This window comes from Candidatus Binatia bacterium (assembly GCA_026415395.1).
Lineage (GTDB): Bacteria > Desulfobacterota > Binatia > HRBIN30 > HRBIN30 > HRBIN30.
The window spans coordinates 294,725-316,326 of record JAOAHD010000016.1; the positions used below are offsets into that span (position 1 = coordinate 294,725).

Consider the following 21,602-nt stretch of genomic DNA (forward strand, 5'->3'; position numbering starts at 1 on the left):
GCCCGACGCGGAACCACGTTCGAAGCCTCAACGCGCGAGAGGCTTCGAAAATGCCGGCGATGCCGTAGACGGTCCTGCCGGCCACTTCCCTCTTTCGGCTCCTCCCTGCGCTACCGCAGCCACCAAGTGACGAAGGTGTTCCCCGCGCGGCGCAAGTCGCCGAACAACGTCGCAAGTAGGTAGGTCGCGAGGAACCCGAGCGCGTAAAATACTGAGGGATGCCGACCGGCCGCCGCTGCGACTCTGCACATGTTGCGCAGGACGAAGCGGCTCCTGTCCACGAGCAGCACGCTGGCAACTCCGATGACGGTGCCGCCCAAAATGTCGGTGGGGTAGTGCAGGCCGAGGTACACGCGCGGAAAGCACACCACCGCGACGGTGTGCACTAAAGCGATCAAGCCAAGAGGGCGCGCGACCATCCACAGTCCGGTTGCCAGCGCAAAAAACAGCGTGGCGTGGTCGCTCGGGAAGGCGCTCCATTCGGCCCATCCGGGTGACAACTCCGCATCCATGCCGACCAAGATTCGCGGGCGCGGCCGGTAGGGAAGTGCGAGCGCGAGCACCGACGCGATCGCCAATGCGCCCATGGCAGCGGCCAGGGCAGCCAGCAGCCGGGCTCGCTGCTCCCGTTGCTGCGATCCTTTCCGAAACCAAGCCCACCAATAGAGACTCAGCGCAAAGCCGCCTTTGACCAGTTCCCAGTTCGTGGAAAACGCAACCAGTCCATCAAACCATGGCCAGCGATTCGCCCAAGACGTGAGCCAGCGTAGGATGGCGAAGTCGAAGGCATTCACGAACTTGCTCTACTCGCGGTAGCGCGTGAGCCCTTGGGAAAGCACGACGTTACCGCGCTGAGTCTCGCATTGCACGATGGCCTCGCCCGGCGCGGTGCGCCACAGCTTGGTGACGATGGTGTCGCCGAAATACACTTGGTCCGCAAAACGGGCCTCGAAGTGCAAGAACCGCGCGGGGTTACCGTTGCAGAGCGCGCGCAAGATCGCTCGCCCCGCAAAGCCGTACGTGCAGAGCCCATGCATGAACGGCCTTTCGAACCCCGCCATACGGGCAAAGTCCGGATCGATGTGAATCGGGTTGCGATCCCCGGAAAGGCGGTAAATTGCGCCTTGTTCCGGCCGGGTCACCAACTCGACCACGTGATCCGGGGCGCGGTCCGGCGGGCGGTTGCGATCCTGCGTCGACGGGCCTCGCTCGCCGCCAAAACCACCGGCCCCGCGAATGAACAACGTTGCCTTGGTCGTGCACAGCAGCCCCTGCCGATCTTCGACGATGCCCTCACAGCCAATCACCGCTGCCTTTCCTTTGTCCCACACTTCAGCCACGCGGCCGGTGATGGTTACCTCTGCCTCTGGCGGGAGCTCGCGGTGGAGGGTGATCGACTGCTCGCCATGCAGCAGCATCGCCAAGTTGATGTCGACGTTCGACACCAGTCCGCCCATGGAAAACATCCCGGGAATCACCGCGTACGTCGGCAACACCTTCGGCCCTTTGCCTTCGTACACGAACGCCAGCTCGCCCTCGGGTTGGGCTCCCACCCCTACAGCGTAAAGCATTACGTCTTTCGCATCCCACCGGAACGTGACCGGTGGAAAGGTCATGCCTACAAGTGCACTAGAAATCGGTTGTCCCATCGCCAGTTTCCTTTCCCTCGTCTGAATCTACTTGTCGGCTCCTCCCTACCATGCGCGCACACTCGCGCCCTTTCAAAGTCGACGCTACGTCCCGATCTCGATGCGGTAATTGCCTAAGCGATCGATCGTGGCTCGGTCGCCTGGGTGCAACACAATCGTGGTAAAGGGCTCCTCGATAATTGCCGGGCCGGCAATTTTCTGCCCGGCGCGCAAACTCGGACCGGCAAACACTGGCACGGCCACAAAGCGCCCGCCGAAGTAGGCGCGTCGGCGTGATACCGGCTGTGCCGGCACACGCGTCGCGGCCAGCACCGGAAGGGCCGGTTTGGCCGTGTGCTGCACCACGGTGAGGCGCACACCCCGCAAAATCGGTTGCTCTTCGCGCACGGCATACGTGTGGAGTTCCTCGTGGAGATCGTGAAAGCGCTCGATGGTTTGCGCCCAGCGTTTCGGGGTCAGCGGCCGCAGTCCATTGCCCATCGGCACTGTCAAATCGAAGGTTTGTCCCGGGTAGCACAGTTGCGCAAAGCAGCGAAACTCGACCTTTTGTCGCCCGCCCCCGAGCACCTCGCGCGCGCGCCCCGCCATGTCGGCAAACAGCGCCTCGACCCGCGCCAGGTCCGCCGCCGCGGCGGGCGTGATGTACGACCGCATTTCGTCGACAATGCGATCGGCAAGCAGCAGCCCGAGGGCAGAAAACGCCGGCGAGGTTTTCGGCACGATGACCTGCCGAATGCCCAGCTCGCGCGCTTGTGCGGTGGCGTGGACCGGTCCGTTCCCTCCATACATCACCAGCGCGAACTCTCGCGGATCGACTCCGCGTTGAGCAGAAATCCGGCGGATGGCGTTCGCCATGTTGGCGTTGACGAGGCGATAAATCCCGTATGCGGCCTCTTCCACGGAAAGGCCGAGCGGTCGGGCAATCTGCTCCTCGATCGCTTCGGCTACGCCCTCTCGCTGCAAGCGCATGGTGCCCGCGCAAAAGGCTTCGGGGTTGAGATAGCCGAGGAGCAAATTGGCATCGGTGACCGTCGGCACGCGACCGCCGCGGCCGTAACAAATGGGCCCAGGGTCAGCTCCTGCGCTCTGCGGGCCTACCTGCAAGCTCCCGCTGACCACCCGCGCGAGCGAGCCCCCGCCTGCTCCGATGGAGTGCACCTGCACCATCGGCAGGGCGATGAGATACCGGTGATGCCAGTTCCAGCCGGATCTAATCTCCGCTTCGGCGCCACGGACAAGACAAACGTCGTAGCTCGTACCGCCCATGTCGGCGCAAATGAAATCCATCACTCCAGCCTCTCGACCGAGGCGACAGGCGGCCATCACCCCACCCGTGGGGCCGGAGGCGAGCAGGGTGACCGGGCGCTGCAGGATGTACTGCGGCCCCATCATTCCCCCATTGGACTGCATGAGCAGCAACTCACCGCGATAGCCACTGATGTGGAGGCGGTCCGCCAAGCGGCGCACGTAGCGATCGATCTTCGGGCCGACGTACGCGTTGACCAACGTCGTACTGGTCCGCTCGAACTCCGGTGCGGCGGGCAGGACTTCGTGCGATAGCCACACCGCCATCTCCGGACACTCTTCGCGCGCGATTTCGCGCACCCGCTGCTCGTGTCGTGGGTTGATGAAAGAGAACAAGAACACCACGGCCAGGGATTCGGTGCCTTGTTTGCGCAGTCGGCGCAGGGCAGCGCGCACTGCCTCTTCGTCGAGCGGCACGAGGACGTTACCCTCGTAGTCGAGCCGCTCCGGCACGCCAATGCGGCGGCGGCGCGGCGCAATCGGCGGGGGCGGGGGGAGTGCAGGATCCCAAATGTCTTCCTTAAAGCCGCGCCGGAGTTCGATTTCGTCGCGATGTCCGGCGCTGGTGACGAGTCCGGTCACTGCGCCGTTCATTTCGATCATCGTGTTGTCCGCGGTGGTCGTGCCGTGTACGATGCGGAGCGTTTTGCGCAGAAAGCTCGCCACCGACTCGCCCTCCTCCCCGGCAATTTGCGCAAGGCCCGCGAGCACTCCTTCGGATTGATCGCTCGGGGTGGTAGGGTGTTTCGCTAGGCGGATCGTGCCGTCGGGGCGGACGACGACAAAGTCCGTGAACGTTCCACCCACATCGATGCCAACGGCGTACCCACGCATGGAGACCCTCACATGGCCAGGATCAACTCGCCCTCTCACCGCTTTGCTGCCGCAGCTCGGCGCGGAGAGCTCGGGTTGCTTCCCAGTCGACCTCCAGGGTCAAGTCCTCAAGCGAACCGCGCAGCACAACGCCGTAGTCGCTTCGCGCCGCTTCGATAGAAACGTACTCGTCGAGTACGTCCTCGAGTACCCTTTGCGGGTCGCGTTCGAGCGGATCCCCCCAGCCACCACCACCCCCATATCGATACTCGTACCGTTCTCCAGGCAGGTGCTCGACATAAAACGCGGTGGTAGTCACCTCATGTGCATGTGGTCCCCCGGCGCGCACAATCAGCCGGTTCGGTGCTCCTGGCTTACCGCCGGCAATGCCAGGCATGGGGTATTTCCGCCCGACGACATAGGTGTAAATTTGCGCGGGGGCGCAAATTTCCTTGACATAAAGCGAGCCCGGGCAACCGCGCCACTTGCCGGGTCCACCCGTGTCGGTGGCGTAGTCACGCGAGATGTGCCGGACGGGAAAAATGGATTCGTTGATTTCCGCAGTGGCGCGAATCAAGTTCCCGAAGCTTACATTCATCGCCCCCCAGCCGTCTTGCCCGTACACCGCCCCGCAGTAAGCGGCAAAAGTGTCCACAGAGTGATCGATGAAGAGCTGCCCGGTCTTTGGGTGCTTGCCGAAGATCACCGTCGGCATTCCCATTTTGTAAATTTGCGGGCAACAACGCTCAGGAATGACTTGCTCGAGCGCCTTGGCGATGGCCTCGCCCACCTCGGTGCCGGGGTGGTGCGTGCCGGCAGCGACCGACCGTTCCGGCGGTGGATTTAAGCAGCAGCCAGGCGGAACGATCAGGCGGATGGAGTTGAAGAAGCCCTCGTTCTTCGGAATCGAAGGGTCCATCATGCTGGCGAGCTGGGCGACGACGTACCCCCGCGTGTTGCCGAAGGTGGAGTAGGCTTGCAAGTTGTCGCGCATGTCGGAGCCGGTGAAGTCGACGGTCAGATCGCTACCGCGAATCGTGACCTTGCAATGGATGTGAATATCGGGGTTCCCCTTCGGGTCGTGGTCGACATACACGTCCGACTCGTACTCGCCATCCGGCCACTTCGCGACTTCTTCTCGGAAGCGGCGCGCGGCGTATTCGATCATGTACTCCACGGCGGCCCGCACGGTGGCCGTGCCATAGCGCTGGAGGAGTTCCTTCAACCGGCGCACACCGAGCTGCGCAGCGCCAATTTGCGCCCGCAGGTCGCCTATGAAGGTGGGCGTGCGGTTGTTGATTTTCATCATGTACACTACATCGCGGCGCTCCACTCCGCGCTCGAACACCTTCACGGCGGGAAAGCGCACGCCCTCGGCCCAAATGTCGCGCGCATCCACGTTGTAGCCGCCGGGCATCGCCCCGCCCGTGTCGGCATGGTGGCACTGGATCGAGGCAATGAGCACCATTTCCCCGTCATGAAACACGGGGGCAAACACGTTGTAATCGGGAAGGTGGCCACCACCGTGGTACGGATCGTTAGCCACCAAAACGTCGCCATCGTACAAACCGTCGGGTCCGAAAAATTCGAGGGCGAATCGCACCGGCAAGGTGGAGCTCAACATGAACTGCGGAATCCCCACGCTCAGCGCTGCCAGCGAGCCGCGTGCATCCAAAATTGTGGCGTTGCGCTCGTTCGATTGGTTCAAGATGGGAGTCGTGGCCGTCAGGCTGACATGGGTGGCCATCTCGTAGCAAATGGTTTCCATCGCTCCGCGAATGATTTCGGCGGTAACCGGATCCACCGTTGTCTTGGCCTTGGGTGACTTCATCCGGCTTGCCGCTAGCCGGCGCGGTTTGTCACGAGAAACCACTTTGCCATGAGTTCGCATGGGTTCCTCCTTCCCCGATTTCAAGACCCCGAAGCGGGTGATGCCTCTCGGCTCGGGCGAAACTTGGGCAGGGCAACGTCGTCACGCACCTTGTCGAACACGACTTCCACAGGCATCCCCACGTAAATCTCTTCCGCGGAGCACTCCACCAGTTGCGTGTGCAAACGCGGACCCTCGTCCAACTCGACTAACGCGACGTTGTAAGGCACGTCGGCATTGAAGGCCGGATACTGCGACTGGTGCACAATCACCCAACTGTACACGCGCCCCTTGCCGGAAAGTGGCACCCAAGAAAAATTCTCGCTCTGACAACGCGGGCAGAGGAACGCCGGCGGAAAACGGATGTGCCCGCAGGCGTGGCACTGTTGCATGCAAAGCTGGCCGCGCAGCGCTGCTTCCCAAAACGGCGCTGTATCCTCGGTGCCGCGCGGCAAGGGCTTCTCGAGAGTGAACATGACAATCTCCTTTCAGTCGCGCGCCAACACCAGGGCGGAGTAGCTGACCGTCGGAGGCGATTCGTGCGGCGCCCCGCCGTAACCAGTCACCAAGCAAATCCGTGCACCGGCCACTTGCCGCTTTCCGCACTCTCCGCGCAGTTGGCGTACCCCTTCGCGTACATGACCGAAACCCCACAGATGGCCTTCGGACAACAGCCCGCCCGCGGTATTGCACGGCACGCGCCCGCCCAGCGCGAAATCCCCTCGCGCAAAGGCGGCATCCAGCTCTTCAGGCGCGGCAAGGCCATACGCCACGAGATCGTTCACGACCCGCGGGGTGAAGGCATCGTAGAACTGAACGCAGCTCAAGTCGCTGGCGCGAATCCCCGCCATTGCATACGCCCGCGCTGCCGCCTTCATGCCGCCCCACAACGCTTGCCCGTTGCCCTTCGGTTCCACCAGCTCCGCTCGATGCTCCTGGCCAACCCCGATGACGCGCACGACCGGCTGACGGAGATCCCGCGCCCGCTCCACTGAGGTGACGACGATGGCACCGCCGCCGTCCGTGTTCGGGCAACAATCGAACAAGCGCAGCGGCTCGGCCACCCATCGCGAGGCGAAATAATCCTCGAGGGTCATCGGCTTCTGCATCTGTGCTTCTTCGTTAAGCTGCGCATGGCTGCGGCAAGTCACCGCCACGCGTCCATACAGCTCGTCCGGCAGCCCGTACTCCACCTGCTGCCGGCGCTTGAGAAAGCCGCTGAAGCAAATTGCCCCCACATCGCCATACGCAAGGTGAAACTCGGAACCGAACAGTTGCAGCGCCACGCCTTGCGGCCAGGTTTGCGTGCCAAAGGCACACAGTACGGTGGAACAATACCCAGCCTCGATCGCTGCCATGGCCATGTGCACCGCCCCGCATGCCGTGGCACCGCCCATGTCCACAGTGCTGCAAAACGACGGATCGAGCCCCAGATAGGCAGCCACCCGTGCGGCCCAACCATGCTGCTCCCCGAGCGCGGCCGGCATCACTACCAGCAGTCCGTCGATGTCGGCCATGCGCACACCCGCATCTTCTACGGCTCGCTTACTCGCCTCCAGCGTGAAGCCCATCGGGCTCACTCCGGGCACCTTGCCAAAGCGCGACAACGCGACTCCGGCAATCGCATACTTTCCTCGCAACGTTCCCATCGCTCACCACGCGCGCATTGAATCAATTGATTAAAGCACTTGCTTGCCCCAGGGGCTGGACCAAGTCAAGGCGCCCGCAACCGCCTTTCGGCAAGCGCAACGCTCGCTTCGCCACTAGGGACCAGTTCTCAATACGCCGCGCAGCAGCAGCCCGCGAGGGGTCGCGGCCGCGCGCCGGGAGCCGCCACCGGTGCCTGCCGGTACCTCCAGGCCGTAACACAAAAGGAGACCGTGCCGCGGGCCGCTTGCAGCCTTCACTCCTCCGGCCAAGGCGACCCCTCGCCTACCGGCAACCTCCTTCGCCTCTCTCAATCGATGGGCGGAACAATCGACGTGGGCGAACGCGTCGACGTGCGGGTCGCACTGGCCGAGGCCGTAGGTGTGCGCGTGACCGTCGCTGTGCCCGTCGCAGTTCGTGAAGGCGTGGCAGGGAGCGTTGGCAACGGGCAGCGATTACCAAACTGCAGGTTCAGTACTTGCCCGCATTCGATGAAGACGGAATGCGTGCCCGGCGGCGAAGGGAAGGTTTGCACGCAACTGCCTTGCAGCACTTCCTGCACCGTGTACGGCGCAGCCGCTGGTATCCCCGTGCAAATCGTGCCACCTGCCAAAGTCACCACCGAGCTCACCACGTTGTTGTTGGCGTCGAGAAATTGGATCGTCCAGCCACCGAGCCCAGGCTCTCCATCGTTTTGACCGTTACCGTTGAGGTCCCAAAACTTCGTCACACACACCTCGGCAAAGCACGGCGTGCGGCTCGGCGTCAACGAAGGCCGACTTGTCGGAGTCGCACTCACCGTTGCCGTTGGTGTATTGCTCGCCCGCGGCGTCGCGGTGGGAGAATTCGTTGCCGTGGCAGTGGGTCGGGATGTTGCCGTTCCCGTGGGGGAAGGAATCCGGGTAGGCGACGACGAAGCGGTGGGGGTAGGGGTGATCGTCAGCGACGGTGTGGCAATGGGCAGTGTTGCCGTGTGTGTCGGAGTGGCCGTGCACACTGCACCCGGGCATCCCGAGGTCGGTGTTGCCGTCGGCGACAGTGGCTCGCCGGGCATACACTCGCAACCTGAATCGTCCGGCTTCGGTCGGCACACCTCGTTGGGGTTCGGGCACGTCCCGCCACACATGCGCGGTCCCACAAAGCGGCATTCGCCCTCGAAGGTCGGCGTGATTGTCTGGGTGGGTGTCCGGGTCAGAGGCGGAGAAACCGTAGCCGTAGCGGTCGAGCTCGCAGTGCGCGTGTGGGTGGACGTCGTTGAGGCCGATAAAGTGCTCGTGGGTGTCGGGGTCGCCGTGAGGCTGGGTGATGCGCTACTGGCCGTTGGGGTTTTGCACTTACCCCCGAAGCCAGCGATGCTGGCAATTTCCGGCGAGGTCAGGGCGCGATTGAAGATTTCGACTTCGTCGAGGCCGAACTCGAACCCATTGTTCGGAAGGCGCGACTTTCCGATCCATAGGGGCACAGTGCTATCGCTCACCCCTGCGGCCGGAGCAAAGCTGCCAAGCACGTTGCCGTTGAGGTAAAAGACGCCAAGGCTAGCGCCACGGTCGACGGTAACGGCCACATGCAGCCACTGTCCGCCAAAGGGCCACGGCGGAACGGGCGGCAAAAAGCTCATGGTAGGCACATCGTAAAGCGCAGTGCCGCTGTAAATCGGGGCGCACACGCCACTGCTGCCTTGTTGGAAGCACAAGTCGACGAACACATTCACCGGAAAATTCTGCGGCGGATTCGGTGGCGCGGAGGTCGCCATGGTGCGCAGGAACAAAGCGTAGCCGGCGTTTCCCGCGGCATCGGCCTTGTCGACAATGGCATAAAAGCGTGCCTGGCCGGGCGACCAGTCCGGCACCCCACCAAAGCCCGGGGCGTTGGGCAAGAAAGCAGCGAACCACGCGTCGATGGTGAGATCCTTCTGAGCAAGATCCAGCAGCGGAGAATGAGGGACTTCGACCAACTCCGCGCCGGAGAAGAAGTAAAGCGCCGTGGCCACTTGCCCTGCAATCGTCACCGGGCCATTGGCGAACGTGCTGTTCACCGACCCCGGCTGCGGCTGTCCGTTCAAAGCCAGCCCTCCGATGTCGAGCACTGAAGTCGCGCCGCTCGGGTCGTCGAGTGGCCACCACGCAATTGCGTTCGTGGGGATCCCCACACACGTGGGTGTGGGCGTGGCGCTCGCTGTCGCCCCTGATGGAGTCGAGCTCGGTGTCGGGGTGGCCGAAGGCGTCTGGGTCACGGACCTCGTCGGGCTCGGACTCGGGTGCGGAGTGGGTGACGCACTCGGGATTGATGTGGCTGAGGCCGTCGCGCTCGCCGTCGCGCTAGGTGACAAGGTCAACGTTCGCGACGCGGTCGGAGTGACTGTGGCTGTCTGCGTGCGGGTTAGTGTGCGCGTGCGGGTCGCGGTCACGCTCAGCGGTGGTGTACGGGTGGACGACGCAGTTGAGGTGGCAGAGGACGTGCGCGTCGCGGTTCTCGTGCGGGTGGCGGTGCGAGTGGGCATTGCCTTGTGGGTGGGCGTAGCCGACGGGCAGTCCGCCTCCGCGCGGGCATTGACCAAGAAGCCCGTCACGTTCGACAAGTTGCTCACGTTAAATCGCAATGTGTTCAGCCCTCCGACAAACGGGTTGAATGCAGGCGGGCTCGCCACAAGGTTCAAGTTCTGCAGAGCGGAAAAGCAATTACTCGTCGGCGGCGTGCACGACCCAATCACAGTGTTGTTCAGTAAGATGCTCGAGACGATGTTGTCCGCAGCATACTGCCCCACGATGCGGAGGGCGGTGTACTGACTGAGTGGCGGCCAAATGAAGACGTCCACCACGTAGCTAGCGTTCGGTCCCGGGCTCGGGCTTCCAGACGTGCTCGGCTGAAGCCACCAGACCCCAGCAGGTGGTGCGACCCATGCTGTCGCCGGCGTCGTCGTAAAGGGGATGGGGCCGACCGGCGGTGTGGGTAGCGCAAAGCGCCAAAACGGGTCCGGCGCACCGGCAACGCTCACGCCTTGTCCGGTACTGATGTTCGCCACCAACGTTTGTCCGGGCACTGCGGGCGGAGAGCACGGTCCGAGGAACACCACGGGAGGCTGCGTGATCCCCGGTGTAGCGGTAGGCGAATTCGTCCCTGTGGGGGTGACGACGATAGCTGTTGCCGTTGGAGTGCGGGTCGGGGTAAAGCCATTGACTGGCGGGCAGCCCTCCAGCACCCCACGCACGGCACGCACGATCTCTTCCACGGTGATGCGCCTGTCGCCATCGCTGTCGCCGGCCGCACAGGCGCCGGCATCCGCCCCCTCCAGTGCCAAGCGTACCAGGGTGACAACTTCATCGACGGTGACGGCGCCATCTCCGCGACAGTCGCCCGGGCACGTCTGGGCCCAAAGAGATTGCGGCTTAAAGAATGCCGCCCCTGCTAGAAATGTGAGGAGCACAAACTTGCAAACCAAGTTGCGTGGGGCGACCCATAGAATTCCGCCAATTCCAGTCGGTCGCAACGCTCGTCGGTTCATGGGGATCGCCTTTCTCAAACGCCGCCTTTCGAGTAGCCACATTGGCGGAACTCGGTGGATAAAAGGCCTTATACACCCTCCTCTCGGCCTTATACACCCTCCTCTCAAGGAGTGCAACAAACTACGGGCAGCGAAATATTTGCCTCGCGCACCACGCCCCGCCGGCGACGTTTCGACACGGCGCGGGGGTGGTTGCAGCGTCCCCCGAGCATCCGAAGCGTCGGAGCTGCAGAATGCTACGCGACCGGTTTGAACAAGCCGACCCCAAAGCTGGCGGAGTGCCCCAACCGCAGGGGCCCGGGGACGGGCTCTGGAAACTCCAAGCGCAGCCGGTACCCGCGGCGGTCGCCCCACGATGTGCGCGCTCTTGCCTCGACCCGCGGCAAATGCACCGCGACCCACGACGAGCCGAGCACCTCCACATTCGTTTGTTCGGCACCGGCAACGCCCCGCAACGCGAGCTCGCGCCGCACTTGATGTTCTACCGCTTCCCGCGCGCGTAGCTTCCCGCCCCGCAAGTATCGGCGCGCCGGCACGTACGGAACCATGGACTCCCATACCTGCCACGCTCCATCGCCAAACCCCGGTGGCGGAGGAACACTGCGATCCAGCGGCACCAGCCGCACCTTCCACGCATCGCTGTCGTCGCCCGGCGCTGCCCAGGAAACTGGCTGCGCGGCAGCAGCTAAGATGGCTTGTTCTTCCTCCCTTTCGAAGGTGCTGCTGCGCCAAACCATGAGGCGCGTGGGGCAGCCGTCCTCGCACCAAACAAAAAACTCTGCGTGCCGGTGTCCTTGCAGTGGCTTGCCGTCAGCGTCTTTCCCGGCGATCAAGGCAACCGCGTTGCGAAGTTCCCTGGAAGCGCGAGACCATGTTACCGCGCGACCATTCGCCTTCTCCTTCAGGAGCTCGCGCAGCACCCTGCCGCGGAAGCGCGACGTCAAACGCGCTACCGCGCGGAGTTCCGGTTGCACGGTCCAGCCTATGGCGAACTGAATCAAGTTTCGGCTCGAGTGCATGGAACGTAACTGCCGTTTTTCGGAAGTGAACGGGCGCGGCGGACGGGCGGCGTAAAGGTACCGCGCACCAGGGGGCAGCGAGCGCCCGGCCACACTGGGATCCTCGGTCGTTCGTTCGAGGTCCGAGCGTCTAGCCTCCGGAGAAGGTACCAAAACCGGCACTCTGTCCCCTCGCGGTTCCTCGAAGAGCTCGCAGTTAGGCTGGGGAAAACTGACGGACTCGCGATACATGCGCGAGAACGACTCCGCCCTACCAAAGTAAATCATGCGCTCGAGGCAGCGGTCTAGCACGGTCGCCAGCTCGTCGCTCCAATCCGGCCCATCGATGAACCACCACACGGCGCCTTCATCCCCTCGGAGCGTGCACCAATAATTGTCTTGCGCCAAGCTGCGGCGATACGAGCGCATCCCCGGCTTACCTTTTACCGCCGGATCCCAGTCAAAGTCCGCTGGAAAATATTGGCGCAGGGGAGCACCTCTACGGGCAGCCGGAGAAAGCCAAAATGCATACGAGCTCGTGCAAAGGGCCCGCACAAGCTTGTCGAGCTCGCCATCCGAGCGTGGATCCTTGGATTCTCGCGCCCATTGGTACCACCGTGCGACCACAGCACGAGCAAAGCGCCACGGGCTCGGCGGCCACTCGCCATGGGGGTCGTCGAAAGGATTCACCCGCCACGGTGTGGCGTGAAAACGGCCCAGGGGGAACACTTGTCGGAGGACGATCCTCATGGCTCAGCGTCACTCCGCAGCGTCCTCTTCTTCCTCGCCGGCCGAGCCCGCCTCTGCCGGTTCCTCAGCGCCGACACGGTAGAGTGCCTCCCGTGGCCAATAGAGGTCGGTCACTCGCGGCTCCTCGAACCCTGCCTTCTCAATGGCCTCGCGAATATTCACGTCGATCTCCGCCTCTTCGCCGTTGCTCTTCAAACCCACACATTCGAGGTGGCAGCCGGAGCGGAAACGGAAAGGTTTCTCCAAGAGGCGCTTGATCTTCCACAACGCCAGCGCGACCAAAAACTCCTGTTGATTCTCGCGAAGACCGAGCCATCCGTCGCCGTTTCCGCGGCCGAATGACCGCACGAGCGCGGTGTCGAGGATGAACGTGGCGCGGATTTCCCTCGCCGTGGCATCGTCGACCGCAAAAATCGGTTGCCCTGAGGTGGTCATTCCCAGGCGGTCGAACTTCACCCCGGAGCGGTCCACACGGCCCGCACCGAAGGCTTCAAGATGAGCGGTCAAGACTCGCGGGATCTTAATTTGCCACTGCGGAAAGAGAACACCGTGTACGAGGGCGTTCGGGTCGTACCGGAAGATGGTCTGGAACACGTTCCACCACTTTTCCGCCGGCGGATGGGCTTTCTTACTCCCGGGGAGTTCGATGCCGAATTTCTCAATGAGAACCTCCTGAAACTCCAATGCACTCGCCTGGTTGGCTTGCCCTTTCTTCTTCCCCTGTGCTTGCCCATGCGGCTTAGTGCAAAGGGCACCGCGTTCATCGATCACTTGACCTTCGAGAAAGTACGTCGAAGCGATGCGGTGGCCTTCCGTTAAGCTTGTCACCACGACTTCACGTTTATCTAGGTCTAGCCGGCCGTTTTCGGATGCACCGGTCACGCAGCGCAGGTAGGGCATGCCCGCTAGATCGTCCACGAGTTCGTAGTCATGGGGGCCGCGCAAGCACACCGCCTCGAGGTGGTTGGCCATGCTGGCCGCGCTATCCACGATACAAACACTTTCCTCCCAAACTTGCTCCCCGCTCGTTCGCGGTGCCTTGTAGATGACGTGTCCTACCTCGGGGAAGCCAGCGGGCTGGAAGCGATCCAACCCGGCCACGGGCCGCAGTGTGGCCACCAGAACGAACGGGGACTCTCCCCGCAACACGGCCCCTGGGTTCACTCTCGTTGCCTTAGACACGGACATGTCCTCCTTTCTCTCGCTCTAACCGAACCCAGCGCTCGAACAGGGCGCTGCGGTCGCGATCGTTGAGGGGAAACAACAAACCTGCCAGCAGTCGCTCCGGATCGACGAGGCGAAACTCTGCACTCAGGCGCAACAAGGCCACATCTGCCAGCGCATAGCGGCTCCGGGCCAGTTCCACCGCAGCGGCGATCTGGCCGGTTCGAATCCGTGCCGCAATCGCCCGCGCCGCACCTGCAGTGCGGGCGCCGGTGCGGTCCAGCGGAACCTCGACACGGCCGCCGGCAACAAAGCGCCAGAGGGGGCGGCCATCGAACAAGGGCTGCAACAGCGCCAGGAACAACAAGGAACCGTCGGCTGCCGCCGCGCTGGCGTTTGTTGTTTGGGGGAGTTTGCGCACTTCGTCAGGAATCCTCTGCCAGTCGAACAAGGCAAAACGGGCAAGCCACCGCGCAAGAAGCTCCTCGTCGAGATCTCCCCGAAGCCATGCGTCCACGTCGTCTCGCGCCGCAGCGGCGGGCCAGTGTCGCGGGCGCCAAAGCTGCCCACTGTTTCCAGCCTTGCTCTCCTGCCAATCCAAGATCAATCTCAACAACACATCGGCGAGCGTTCTCGCCAGCAACCCGGGACCGTACACCCACCGAGCCGGAGGCTGCTCCGGATGCTCGAAGCGCCCAGGCGCGCCTAGGACTCCGAAACGGTACAACGCAAACGGCAGGGCTCGCGGGAAGGCGGACACAAAGGCCAAGGCCAGCCGCGCCTCCAACGGCGGAGCGGAATTCGGAAACAGGAGAGGCACCGCTTCGACCGGAAGAGGTCGCCAGCGCACACCCGCTTTTCTGTAGCTCGCGTTGCGATCTACACGGTCCAGCGCCTGCACCACAGCATCCAAGACCGCGCACAGCGCCTCGGGATCGTCCGCGGCCTGTGCCGCCCGGATCAACGCCGCCTCCACAGGTCCCCGCAGGCCGTGAAACCGCCAGCGGTTTCCTTCCTTGCGGTCCGCGGGCAACCGTTCCACCAATCCGAGGATCCGCTCAGCAACTTGCGCTCGCGTCCGGTGCAGCCTCGGATCACCACTGCGGCGCGGAACGACGGTAAGTCCCTGGTACCGTGGTTCAAAGGTATTCGCGCTGGTGGTGGCGCCTAAGACAAAGCGAGCGAACCCTAAGACCCCCGCGTCAACGCCGCGGCGGACGATGGCCGCGGCGAACGCCGCTGGGGTTGTCGCCCCGCGCCCACGGGTTTCCGCGCGGCCGCGCTGAAACAGCGCACGGACCTCAGGCAACGTCATCGGCCGTTCCCAAATCGGTGCCCAAACCTCACCGCGGTCACGGCCGGCTTCGCCCGCGATTGCTGGGGCGGCCGGTCGGCAGACAAACGGGAACGCTGCCTGCGCACGCGTGCGAGCACCCAACCGCCGGGAGGAACCACCCGCAAAAAACGGCAGGCCCTCGCACGCCAGCGCCATCGCCCAAGGCGACAGTGGCTCTTCTCGAAACGGTGATTGCCCGCTGTTGTACAGTTTGTTTGCGTTGCTGAACCAAGAGGCGGCAACGATGCCCCTCAGCAACCACTGCGTCGGCATCCCGCACAGCCAATTTCTCAGCTCCGCGCGCCGGCAAACTCCCTTCGGTGGCCTCTTGAGGCGATCGACTGCGAGCTTCCATCCTTTGGCGAACTCTCGTCGGCCAGCGTTTCCCCCGCTGCCGAGCAATGGATTGAACGCCACCCGATTTAACGGGACTTCGTGCGCGAGAAACATCTCGAGCAGCAGTTCCGGGGCGCTGCTTTGCCAAAGGGCGAGAGGCCGCGCGCTTTTCTTCGTCGTGGCCTCGCTCTGTGCCTTCAGCCAGGCTCGTTCGTAAGCAGTCCACTGACTGTTCGCGGCAACCGAGTCGAGCGCTGCAACGAGCTCGTCGACGTTCTGCGGGCCGCCGACCACTCGCGGGATTCCCTCATACCAACCAATGCGCACGCCTGGCCACTGGCGAGCGAGCACACGCAAAATCCCGAGCGACGCCAGGTAATTCCCGAGCACCTCCAGGCGAAGGCCCGGTAGTGCCACCGCCGGCAACACCCCCTCATGGCTAGCCATGTGCCACCTCCGAGGGCCTCGTGCACTGCGAGGGCCGGGCGCTCGCACGCCGATCCGCCACGCGAACCAGCGCCTCCAGGTACGCGAGCTGAAACGGCCCGAGTTTCCTCGGTTCGTCCTTTGGGACAACGCCCGCAACAGCCCGATCATCGGGATGCCAGGGGCCCAGTAGGTCGCTCACCAAGCCAGTCCAGCCATGTCCGTGCAATGCAAAACCGTCGGGTAACCAATCGCCTTCGGCGCCATCCTTCACCACCGAAAAATCCAACAACCACGCCTCCCCGTTCAGAGAGAGCGGCGCACTCTCCACAGGAACACCAAAGGCGTCGTCCCCCAATTCGGTGAGGGAACGGAACACCGTACGCACCTTGCCATGATGCGCAGCCGCCAGGTAAACCGCCAGCGCCGGATAGTCCGCCAGGCCAGCTCGGTAGCGCTGCCACATGGCCAAGGCCGACGCCGCCTCGTGGCGCATGTTTGGCCGAAAAAATGCGTGGCCAGCCCACACCACACCTGGCAGGGCATGAATCTGCTCCAACTCCTCTCTCGTCACCGGCTCGTCCACCGCAAAACGAAGACGCAAGACCTTCTGCTGATTCCGCAGCCGACTCTCCGGCGATAACTGCAAGCTGTCGCAGCGAAGCTCCCGCACCTTTGCCGCCACGATCGGTACCCGGACAACATCGTTGACCTCGACAGCGAGGACCCGCGGGCACTTGGCCCACGGGCCCGCGCCCTCGATGCCGTCAGCTTGCAGGGCGCCTTGCCATTGCGGGTGGGCCTTGCCGAGATCGTGCAGCCCGGCCGCCACAACCACCGCAGTCCGGATTTGGCCCTGCAGTCCCAAACTGTCGCACAGCGATTCGGCCTCTCGCCGCGCATCCCCCAAGTGAACATCCAGCCGGGCCCAGTACCCGGTTTCCGACCGTTCCTCGTCGCGTAACGCTTGGCCGCGACCAGCCCGCGGCACGCGGGGTAGCTGGTGCGCCCGCTCCCCTGTCCAGCCCAAATCCGCGTCATAGCCCCCGGCCTCACGGTGCAGCATCACGACCATGCCCGGCCGAATTCCATCCGGTGCCACCGTTTCCCACCTCTCCTCCTCGTCATTCCAAACCCAAGCCCCGACCCTCCAGGCCTCGAGCGCCGCTCTCAGTCGAAAGAACGGCACCGGGCAACCCTCACTTCCGATGTCCAGCGGAGGCCCGTCCAGCTCCTCGCCGACTGGGGGATTTTTGTTCGGACCACCCGGCCAATCGCGCCACACGACGGTGACGTCGGCATCGATGTCATCGCCGCGCACAAAGGGGCTGATGTCCGTAAAGCCGCCATGAACGTCACGTTCCGTGGAAAACAACCCGTGCACGTCCACCGCCCGCGGCATCGGTTCAGGTTTTGGCTCCAGAGCCAAGCGCAGCTCAGCGCCCAGTTGTTTTTCCAGCTCGCGCAGCGCCTCCACGAATGGCTTTTCTCCACTTTGTCGGGCAAGGGCACTGAGGAGCTTCTCGGCGAGCGCGATGTCTTCTGGGTCGTACGGGCCGGGAGTTCCAAGGCGCCCTTGTTTCTCGCTTCCCCGGTCGGATGACGGTTTCCAAAACCATGCTTTTGCATCCGGGTCCCGCCCGTCGCGATTCAGTCGTCCGAGCCGCTGGATTGTCGATGCCCAGGGCGCCATTTCCGACCAGAGATGGTGCGCCGAAATGTCGAGACCCGCTTCCACCACTTGCGTGGACACACAAATCAGGCCGGGGTCCTCGGGCAACGGTTTGCCACAATCCTGCTCGCGGCCAGATCCGGCGCGCTCTGCATCTTTCAACCTTCTTTTGCGTTCGAATTCCAGCAAGCGCTGTTCGTGAGCATCTCGATCTTGTCGCCGAAAACGTGCCGTGAGCAAGACCTTCGGGACATCGTCTCGGGGCAAGAGTTGGAAAATCCGCCGCGCCGCTTCCACTGTGTTGCAAACCACCAGCGAGAGCGTGCCGCGCACGTGCTCGGCTGCGATCGCGCGGACCAGGGTAGCGTAAAAGTCCGCCTCCCCGGTGTTTTTTGACCGAGCCGCTTGCGGTTTCCATATGCGGATCGACTTTCTCGCTCCCTGTCGCCGTTGGAACTCCGGGTTGCCATCGTTGGCAATCAAGTCCAGCGGAAGTACGTTGGGTTCGGCACACCCGTCTTGCGTACGATCCACCGTGGCAAGGAACGCTGTTCCCACGGTTGCGCTCATCCACGTAGTCGGGCAAGCGAACACGGTGGAGAAGCGCTTCCGCCGCATCCAGTCGAGCTGGGCAGTGGTCCAAAGGCCGGGACCCATGAGCTGCACCTCATCGATGATCCAGCGGCAGTCATTGTTCAGGAAGCCAAAGTGCACCGGCCACTCGAAGCGGCTCATCGCGTAACCGCGATTGAGTGCACGGGACAACAACTGATCTTGGGTGCCGACCAGCACCCATAAGTGCTCCGGCTCGCCCGCCCACTCCTCTTCTATGTCTCCGCCCAGCAGCGAATAGACGGGAATCGGGTGCGGCAACTTCGCGAAGTAACTGCGCAGTCGTTCCACGGTTTGCCGGACTAACACCCGCATGGGCAGGCAGTACACCAGGTGCCGAGGCTCCCCGTATCCGTGCAAGCGGCGCCACGCCCACGCCAGCGCGGCTCCCTCGGTCTTGCCGAGCCCAGTGGGCACATGGAGCAGGTCGGGAAACCCCTCCTCTGCCACATGGGCCTGCCAACGGTACGAAGGAAAACCGGTCAGCCGTTCGAAAAATTCAGAAAACGATGTGCCGTGCATCCTCTACTGCTTTGCGCCAGCGGAGACGCTGTCCGCGCACCCTTCCTTCCGTTCCCCAGGGAACCGCAGCAACCTCGCGGCAGCGGTAGAGGAACGGTAGGGCGCACCGCGGCCGGTGGAGCGGGCGCGTTAGTTTGCGCGCAGCGTGATGCGTGCGCGGGCGTGCGGCAACGTCGCCCGTCGCGAGCGGAACCAACAGTGGCACGACAGCCACGCCAACGGGAAGCTGCACGCACGAACTTCAGCTCGCGAGTCGTGATCCCACGGCAACCACCCCCGATGAAACGCAGCCTGGCCATGCGCCGCCACATGCCATGTTCAGGACGAACGAGTCAAGTGTTTGGCCTGCGGCCCTTGGTGCCGAGCATGCCGGGGCCCGCAAATGCTGTGTCACAGGCTCCGGCGCTTCGCCCTTCGGCAAGGGCCTCGGCAATGTTCGGCGTCCTTCGTCGAAAAGCCGCCGAGCTGGCGAGGTTCCACCGACACGCTTGCGTAAGTGCCTTTATCCCGCACTCGCTTTAGTCACCGGTTGGGTGGCGGCACGGCTTTTGCGGTCACCGGTTCCCGCAGCCTGCTCACAGGGGGTACGGCGATGAGCAACGAAACGGGTCCGAAAAGCACAGCGGCTGTCGCTGATTCTCGCGTCGAACCGACCTTTGTCCCGGCGCGCATGGTGAACGAGTTCGTGTACTGCCCGCGGCTAGCGTATCTCGAGTGGGTGCAGGGCGAGTGGGCAGATTCGGCCGACACGGTGCAAGGGCGCTACGTCCACCGGCGGATCGAGCTCGGAGGTGGCCGATTGCCCGAGCCGGGTGCGGAAACGGCAGAGCGGCGTGTGCATGCCCGGTCGGTCACGCTGTCCTCCGAGCGGCTCGGGTTAGTGGCGCGGATCGATTTAATCGAAAGCGAAGGCGGGGAGGTGATCCCCGTCGAGTACAAGCGCGGCAAGCGACCGCACGTTGCCCAAGGCGCCTACGACCCGGAGAGAGTGCAACTGTGCTGCCAGGGACTATTACTGGAAGAGCACGGCTACCGCTGCTCAGAGGGGGTGTTGTACTACACGGGGAGCCGAGAACGCGTACGCGTGGTATTCGACGACGAGCTGCGCAGCCTGACGTTGCAAGCCATTGCGGGCTTGCGGGAGCTTGCTCGGAGTGGGCAAATTCCGCCGCCGCTCGAGGATAGCCCCAAGTGCCCGCGCTGCTCGCTGGTTAGCATTTGCCTGCCGGACGAGGTGAATTTCCTCGCCCACCGAGAGGACGCCGTGCGTCCGCTAGCAGTGGCGCGGGATGCCGCCCTGCCCTTGTACGTTCAAGCGCACGATGCGCGGGTCCGGAAAGATGGCGAAACGTTGGTAGTTTATCTCGACGGAGAGCCAGTTCACACGGCGCGGCTGATCGATGTCTCGCAGTTGGTGGCCATGGGGAACGTCTCCGTCAGCGCGCCTGCCCTTCATGAGCTGTTCCGGCGGGGCATTCCCGTTAGCTGGCATTCCTACAGCGGCTGGTTTCTCGGCCACACGGTGGGAACCGGTCATAACAACGTGGAGCTCCGAACCGCGCAGTACAGCGCGAGTTTCGATGAGGCGGTTTGCCTCCGGTTGGCGCAAGGGTTCGTGCAGGCCAAGATTCGCAATCAACGCACCTTGCTGCGGCGCAACTGGAAGCGGGACGACGATCCCGAACCTATCCTCGCTCCCTTCGAAAGCGACTTGCGCGCAGCCCAGGCGGCGCGCTCTTTGGAGGAACTCCTCGGAGCCGAGGGGCAAGCCGCGGCACGCTACTTCCGCCACTTCACCGCCATGCTCCGGCAAGAAGAAGCGACCGCAGCCTTTCGTTTCGACTTCACCAAGCGTAATCGCCGTCCTCCCACCGATCCGGTCAACGCCCTCCTCTCTTTCGGCTATGCCCTGCTCGTGCGCACGTGGACGGTGGTGTTGTCCGCAGTGGGTTTCGACCCGTATCGCGGCTTCTTCCACCAACCGCGCTACGGCCGACCGGCGCTTGCCCTCGACATGATGGAACCCTTTCGCCCGCTTCTAGTGGACTCGAGCGTGTTGCAAGCCATCAACAACGGTGAGGTGAAGGCCAGCGATTTGGTTCGCACGAGTGCCGGCGTGGCTATGACCGACGAGGGCCGCAAAAAGTTCATCGCTGCGTACGAACGCCGCTTAAGTCAGGAAGTGCTCCACCCCGTGTTCGGTTACCGCGTGAGTTACCGCCGCTTGTTGGAGTTGCAGGCTCGCCTGTTAGCCCGGCACCTGCTTGGAGAGATCGACGAATATCCCAATTTCACCACCCGCTAGCAATGAACGAAGAACACCTGTACATTGTTTGTTACGACATCCGCGACCCGAGTCGCTGGCGTAAAGTCTTTCGCAAGATGCGGGGTTACGGCGAATGGCTGCAGCTTTCTGTATTCCAATGCCGGCTGACGAAAATGCGTTTGGCAGAGCTGATTGCAGCACTGGATGGAATCATCCTCCACGGCGCCGATCACGTCCTCGTGCTCGATTTGGGTCGAGCGGACGGGGTGCGCCCGAGAGTCGTCAGCCTCGGCAGGCCGGTTCAAACTCTAGACAAGGGGCCAACCGTGATCTGATTTTTTTGCCGCGGGGCTTGCGAGCGCTGAGATCATGCGCGATTCGCTGGAGAGCGCTCGCACGCGCACGATCTTTGAATTTTCAAGGACTTAACCGCCCGACTTCGTTCGATCCCACTCCTCAAGATGGCGGCTCGACGCCCGCGAGCGTTCAGCGCTCGCAAACTCCGCAATTTCTCTTGTGCAACTCGGCACCTACAGGCAGACTGTGTTCCGCAGCGATTCGCTGCGGCCCAATTGAAGCGGTATGCTGTCATGAGTCCTGCGTCCTGCTTGATCGCGTGTTCCGCAGCGATTCGCTGCGGCCCAATTGAAGCCGGACGCTCCAGGCAGTCGTGCGCGCGCTGCCCGGGGGTGTTCCGCAGCGATTCGCTGCCGCCCAATTGAAGCCCCATGAAA

Annotated in this window: 14 protein-coding genes; 3 read left to right on the plus strand and 11 right to left on the minus strand. The window is 63.4% G+C overall.

Annotated features, from left to right (window positions below; translation table 11 throughout):
- Nucleotides 1-110: 110 nt before the first annotated feature.
- The 7 genes from N3C12_12985 to N3C12_13015 all read right to left on the minus strand — a co-directional run bounded on the left by N3C12_12985 (nucleotide 111) and on the right by N3C12_13015 (nucleotide 9,370).
- Nucleotides 111-794 (minus strand): phosphatase PAP2 family protein, encoded by a 684-nt coding sequence (locus tag N3C12_12985; protein MCX8073346.1) that lies wholly within the window; start codon nucleotides 792-794, stop codon nucleotides 111-113.
- A gap of 9 nt (nucleotides 795-803) precedes the next feature.
- Nucleotides 804-1,649 (minus strand): MaoC/PaaZ C-terminal domain-containing protein, encoded by an 846-nt coding sequence (locus N3C12_12990; GenBank protein ID MCX8073347.1) that lies wholly within the window; start codon nucleotides 1,647-1,649, stop codon nucleotides 804-806.
- Between the two features lie 84 nt (nucleotides 1,650-1,733).
- Nucleotides 1,734-3,788 (minus strand): hydantoinase/oxoprolinase family protein, encoded by a 2,055-nt coding sequence (locus N3C12_12995; GenBank protein MCX8073348.1) that lies wholly within the window; start codon nucleotides 3,786-3,788, stop codon nucleotides 1,734-1,736.
- 22 nt (nucleotides 3,789-3,810) lie between these two features.
- The gene (locus N3C12_13000; GenBank protein MCX8073349.1) at nucleotides 3,811-5,658 is read right to left on the minus strand and encodes a hydantoinase B/oxoprolinase family protein; all 1,848 of its coding nucleotides are present in this window, start codon (nucleotides 5,656-5,658) and stop codon (nucleotides 3,811-3,813) included.
- 20 nt (nucleotides 5,659-5,678) lie between these two features.
- Nucleotides 5,679-6,113: a Zn-ribbon domain-containing OB-fold protein gene (locus tag N3C12_13005; protein MCX8073350.1), complete on the minus strand. Its 435-nt coding sequence runs from the start codon at nucleotides 6,111-6,113 to the stop codon at nucleotides 5,679-5,681.
- Between the two features lie 12 nt (nucleotides 6,114-6,125).
- Nucleotides 6,126-7,286, minus strand: a complete 1,161-nt coding sequence (locus N3C12_13010; GenBank protein ID MCX8073351.1) for a thiolase family protein — start codon at nucleotides 7,284-7,286, stop codon at nucleotides 6,126-6,128.
- 308 nt (nucleotides 7,287-7,594) lie between these two features.
- Nucleotides 7,595-9,370, minus strand: coding sequence for a hypothetical protein (locus N3C12_13015; protein ID MCX8073352.1), 1,776 nt, complete (start codon nucleotides 9,368-9,370; stop codon nucleotides 7,595-7,597).
- On the opposite strand from N3C12_13015, the gene N3C12_13020 reads away from it, so the two are divergent.
- Complete coding sequence (locus N3C12_13020; protein ID MCX8073353.1) at nucleotides 9,360-10,070, plus strand: hypothetical protein; 711 nt, start codon at nucleotides 9,360-9,362, stop codon at nucleotides 10,068-10,070. The genes N3C12_13015 and N3C12_13020 overlap by 11 nt on opposite strands.
- A gap of 952 nt (nucleotides 10,071-11,022) precedes the next feature.
- Here the strand turns inward: N3C12_13020 and csb2 are convergent.
- From csb2 to N3C12_13040, 4 genes are read right to left on the minus strand one after another with little or no spacing between them, the layout of a single operon-like run.
- Nucleotides 11,023-12,534 (minus strand): type I-U CRISPR-associated protein Csb2, encoded by a 1,512-nt coding sequence (csb2, locus tag N3C12_13025; GenBank protein ID MCX8073354.1) that lies wholly within the window; start codon nucleotides 12,532-12,534, stop codon nucleotides 11,023-11,025.
- Nucleotides 12,535-12,543: 9 nt separating this feature from the next.
- Nucleotides 12,544-13,716 (minus strand): type I-U CRISPR-associated protein Cas7, encoded by a 1,173-nt coding sequence (locus N3C12_13030; GenBank protein ID MCX8073355.1) that lies wholly within the window; start codon nucleotides 13,714-13,716, stop codon nucleotides 12,544-12,546.
- On the minus strand, nucleotides 13,709-15,817 hold the full coding sequence (gene csx17, locus N3C12_13035; protein MCX8073356.1) for a type I-U CRISPR-associated protein Csx17: 2,109 nt from the start codon (nucleotides 15,815-15,817) through the stop codon (nucleotides 13,709-13,711). The genes N3C12_13030 and csx17 overlap by 8 nt, the downstream gene beginning before the upstream one ends.
- Nucleotides 15,810-18,602 carry a DEAD/DEAH box helicase gene (locus N3C12_13040; protein ID MCX8073357.1) on the minus strand — a complete coding sequence of 931 codons (2,793 nt, stop codon included), beginning with the start codon at nucleotides 18,600-18,602 and terminating at the stop codon, nucleotides 15,810-15,812. The genes csx17 and N3C12_13040 overlap by 8 nt, the downstream gene beginning before the upstream one ends.
- A gap of 592 nt (nucleotides 18,603-19,194) precedes the next feature.
- Between N3C12_13040 and cas1 the strand changes: the two genes are divergently transcribed.
- Complete coding sequence (gene cas1 / locus N3C12_13045; protein MCX8073358.1) at nucleotides 19,195-20,907, plus strand: CRISPR-associated endonuclease Cas1; 1,713 nt, start codon at nucleotides 19,195-19,197, stop codon at nucleotides 20,905-20,907.
- A gap of 2 nt (nucleotides 20,908-20,909) precedes the next feature.
- On the plus strand, nucleotides 20,910-21,203 hold the full coding sequence (gene cas2 / locus N3C12_13050) for a CRISPR-associated endonuclease Cas2 (GenBank protein MCX8073359.1): 294 nt from the start codon (nucleotides 20,910-20,912) through the stop codon (nucleotides 21,201-21,203).
- The last annotated feature ends 399 nt before the right edge of the window (nucleotides 21,204-21,602 follow it).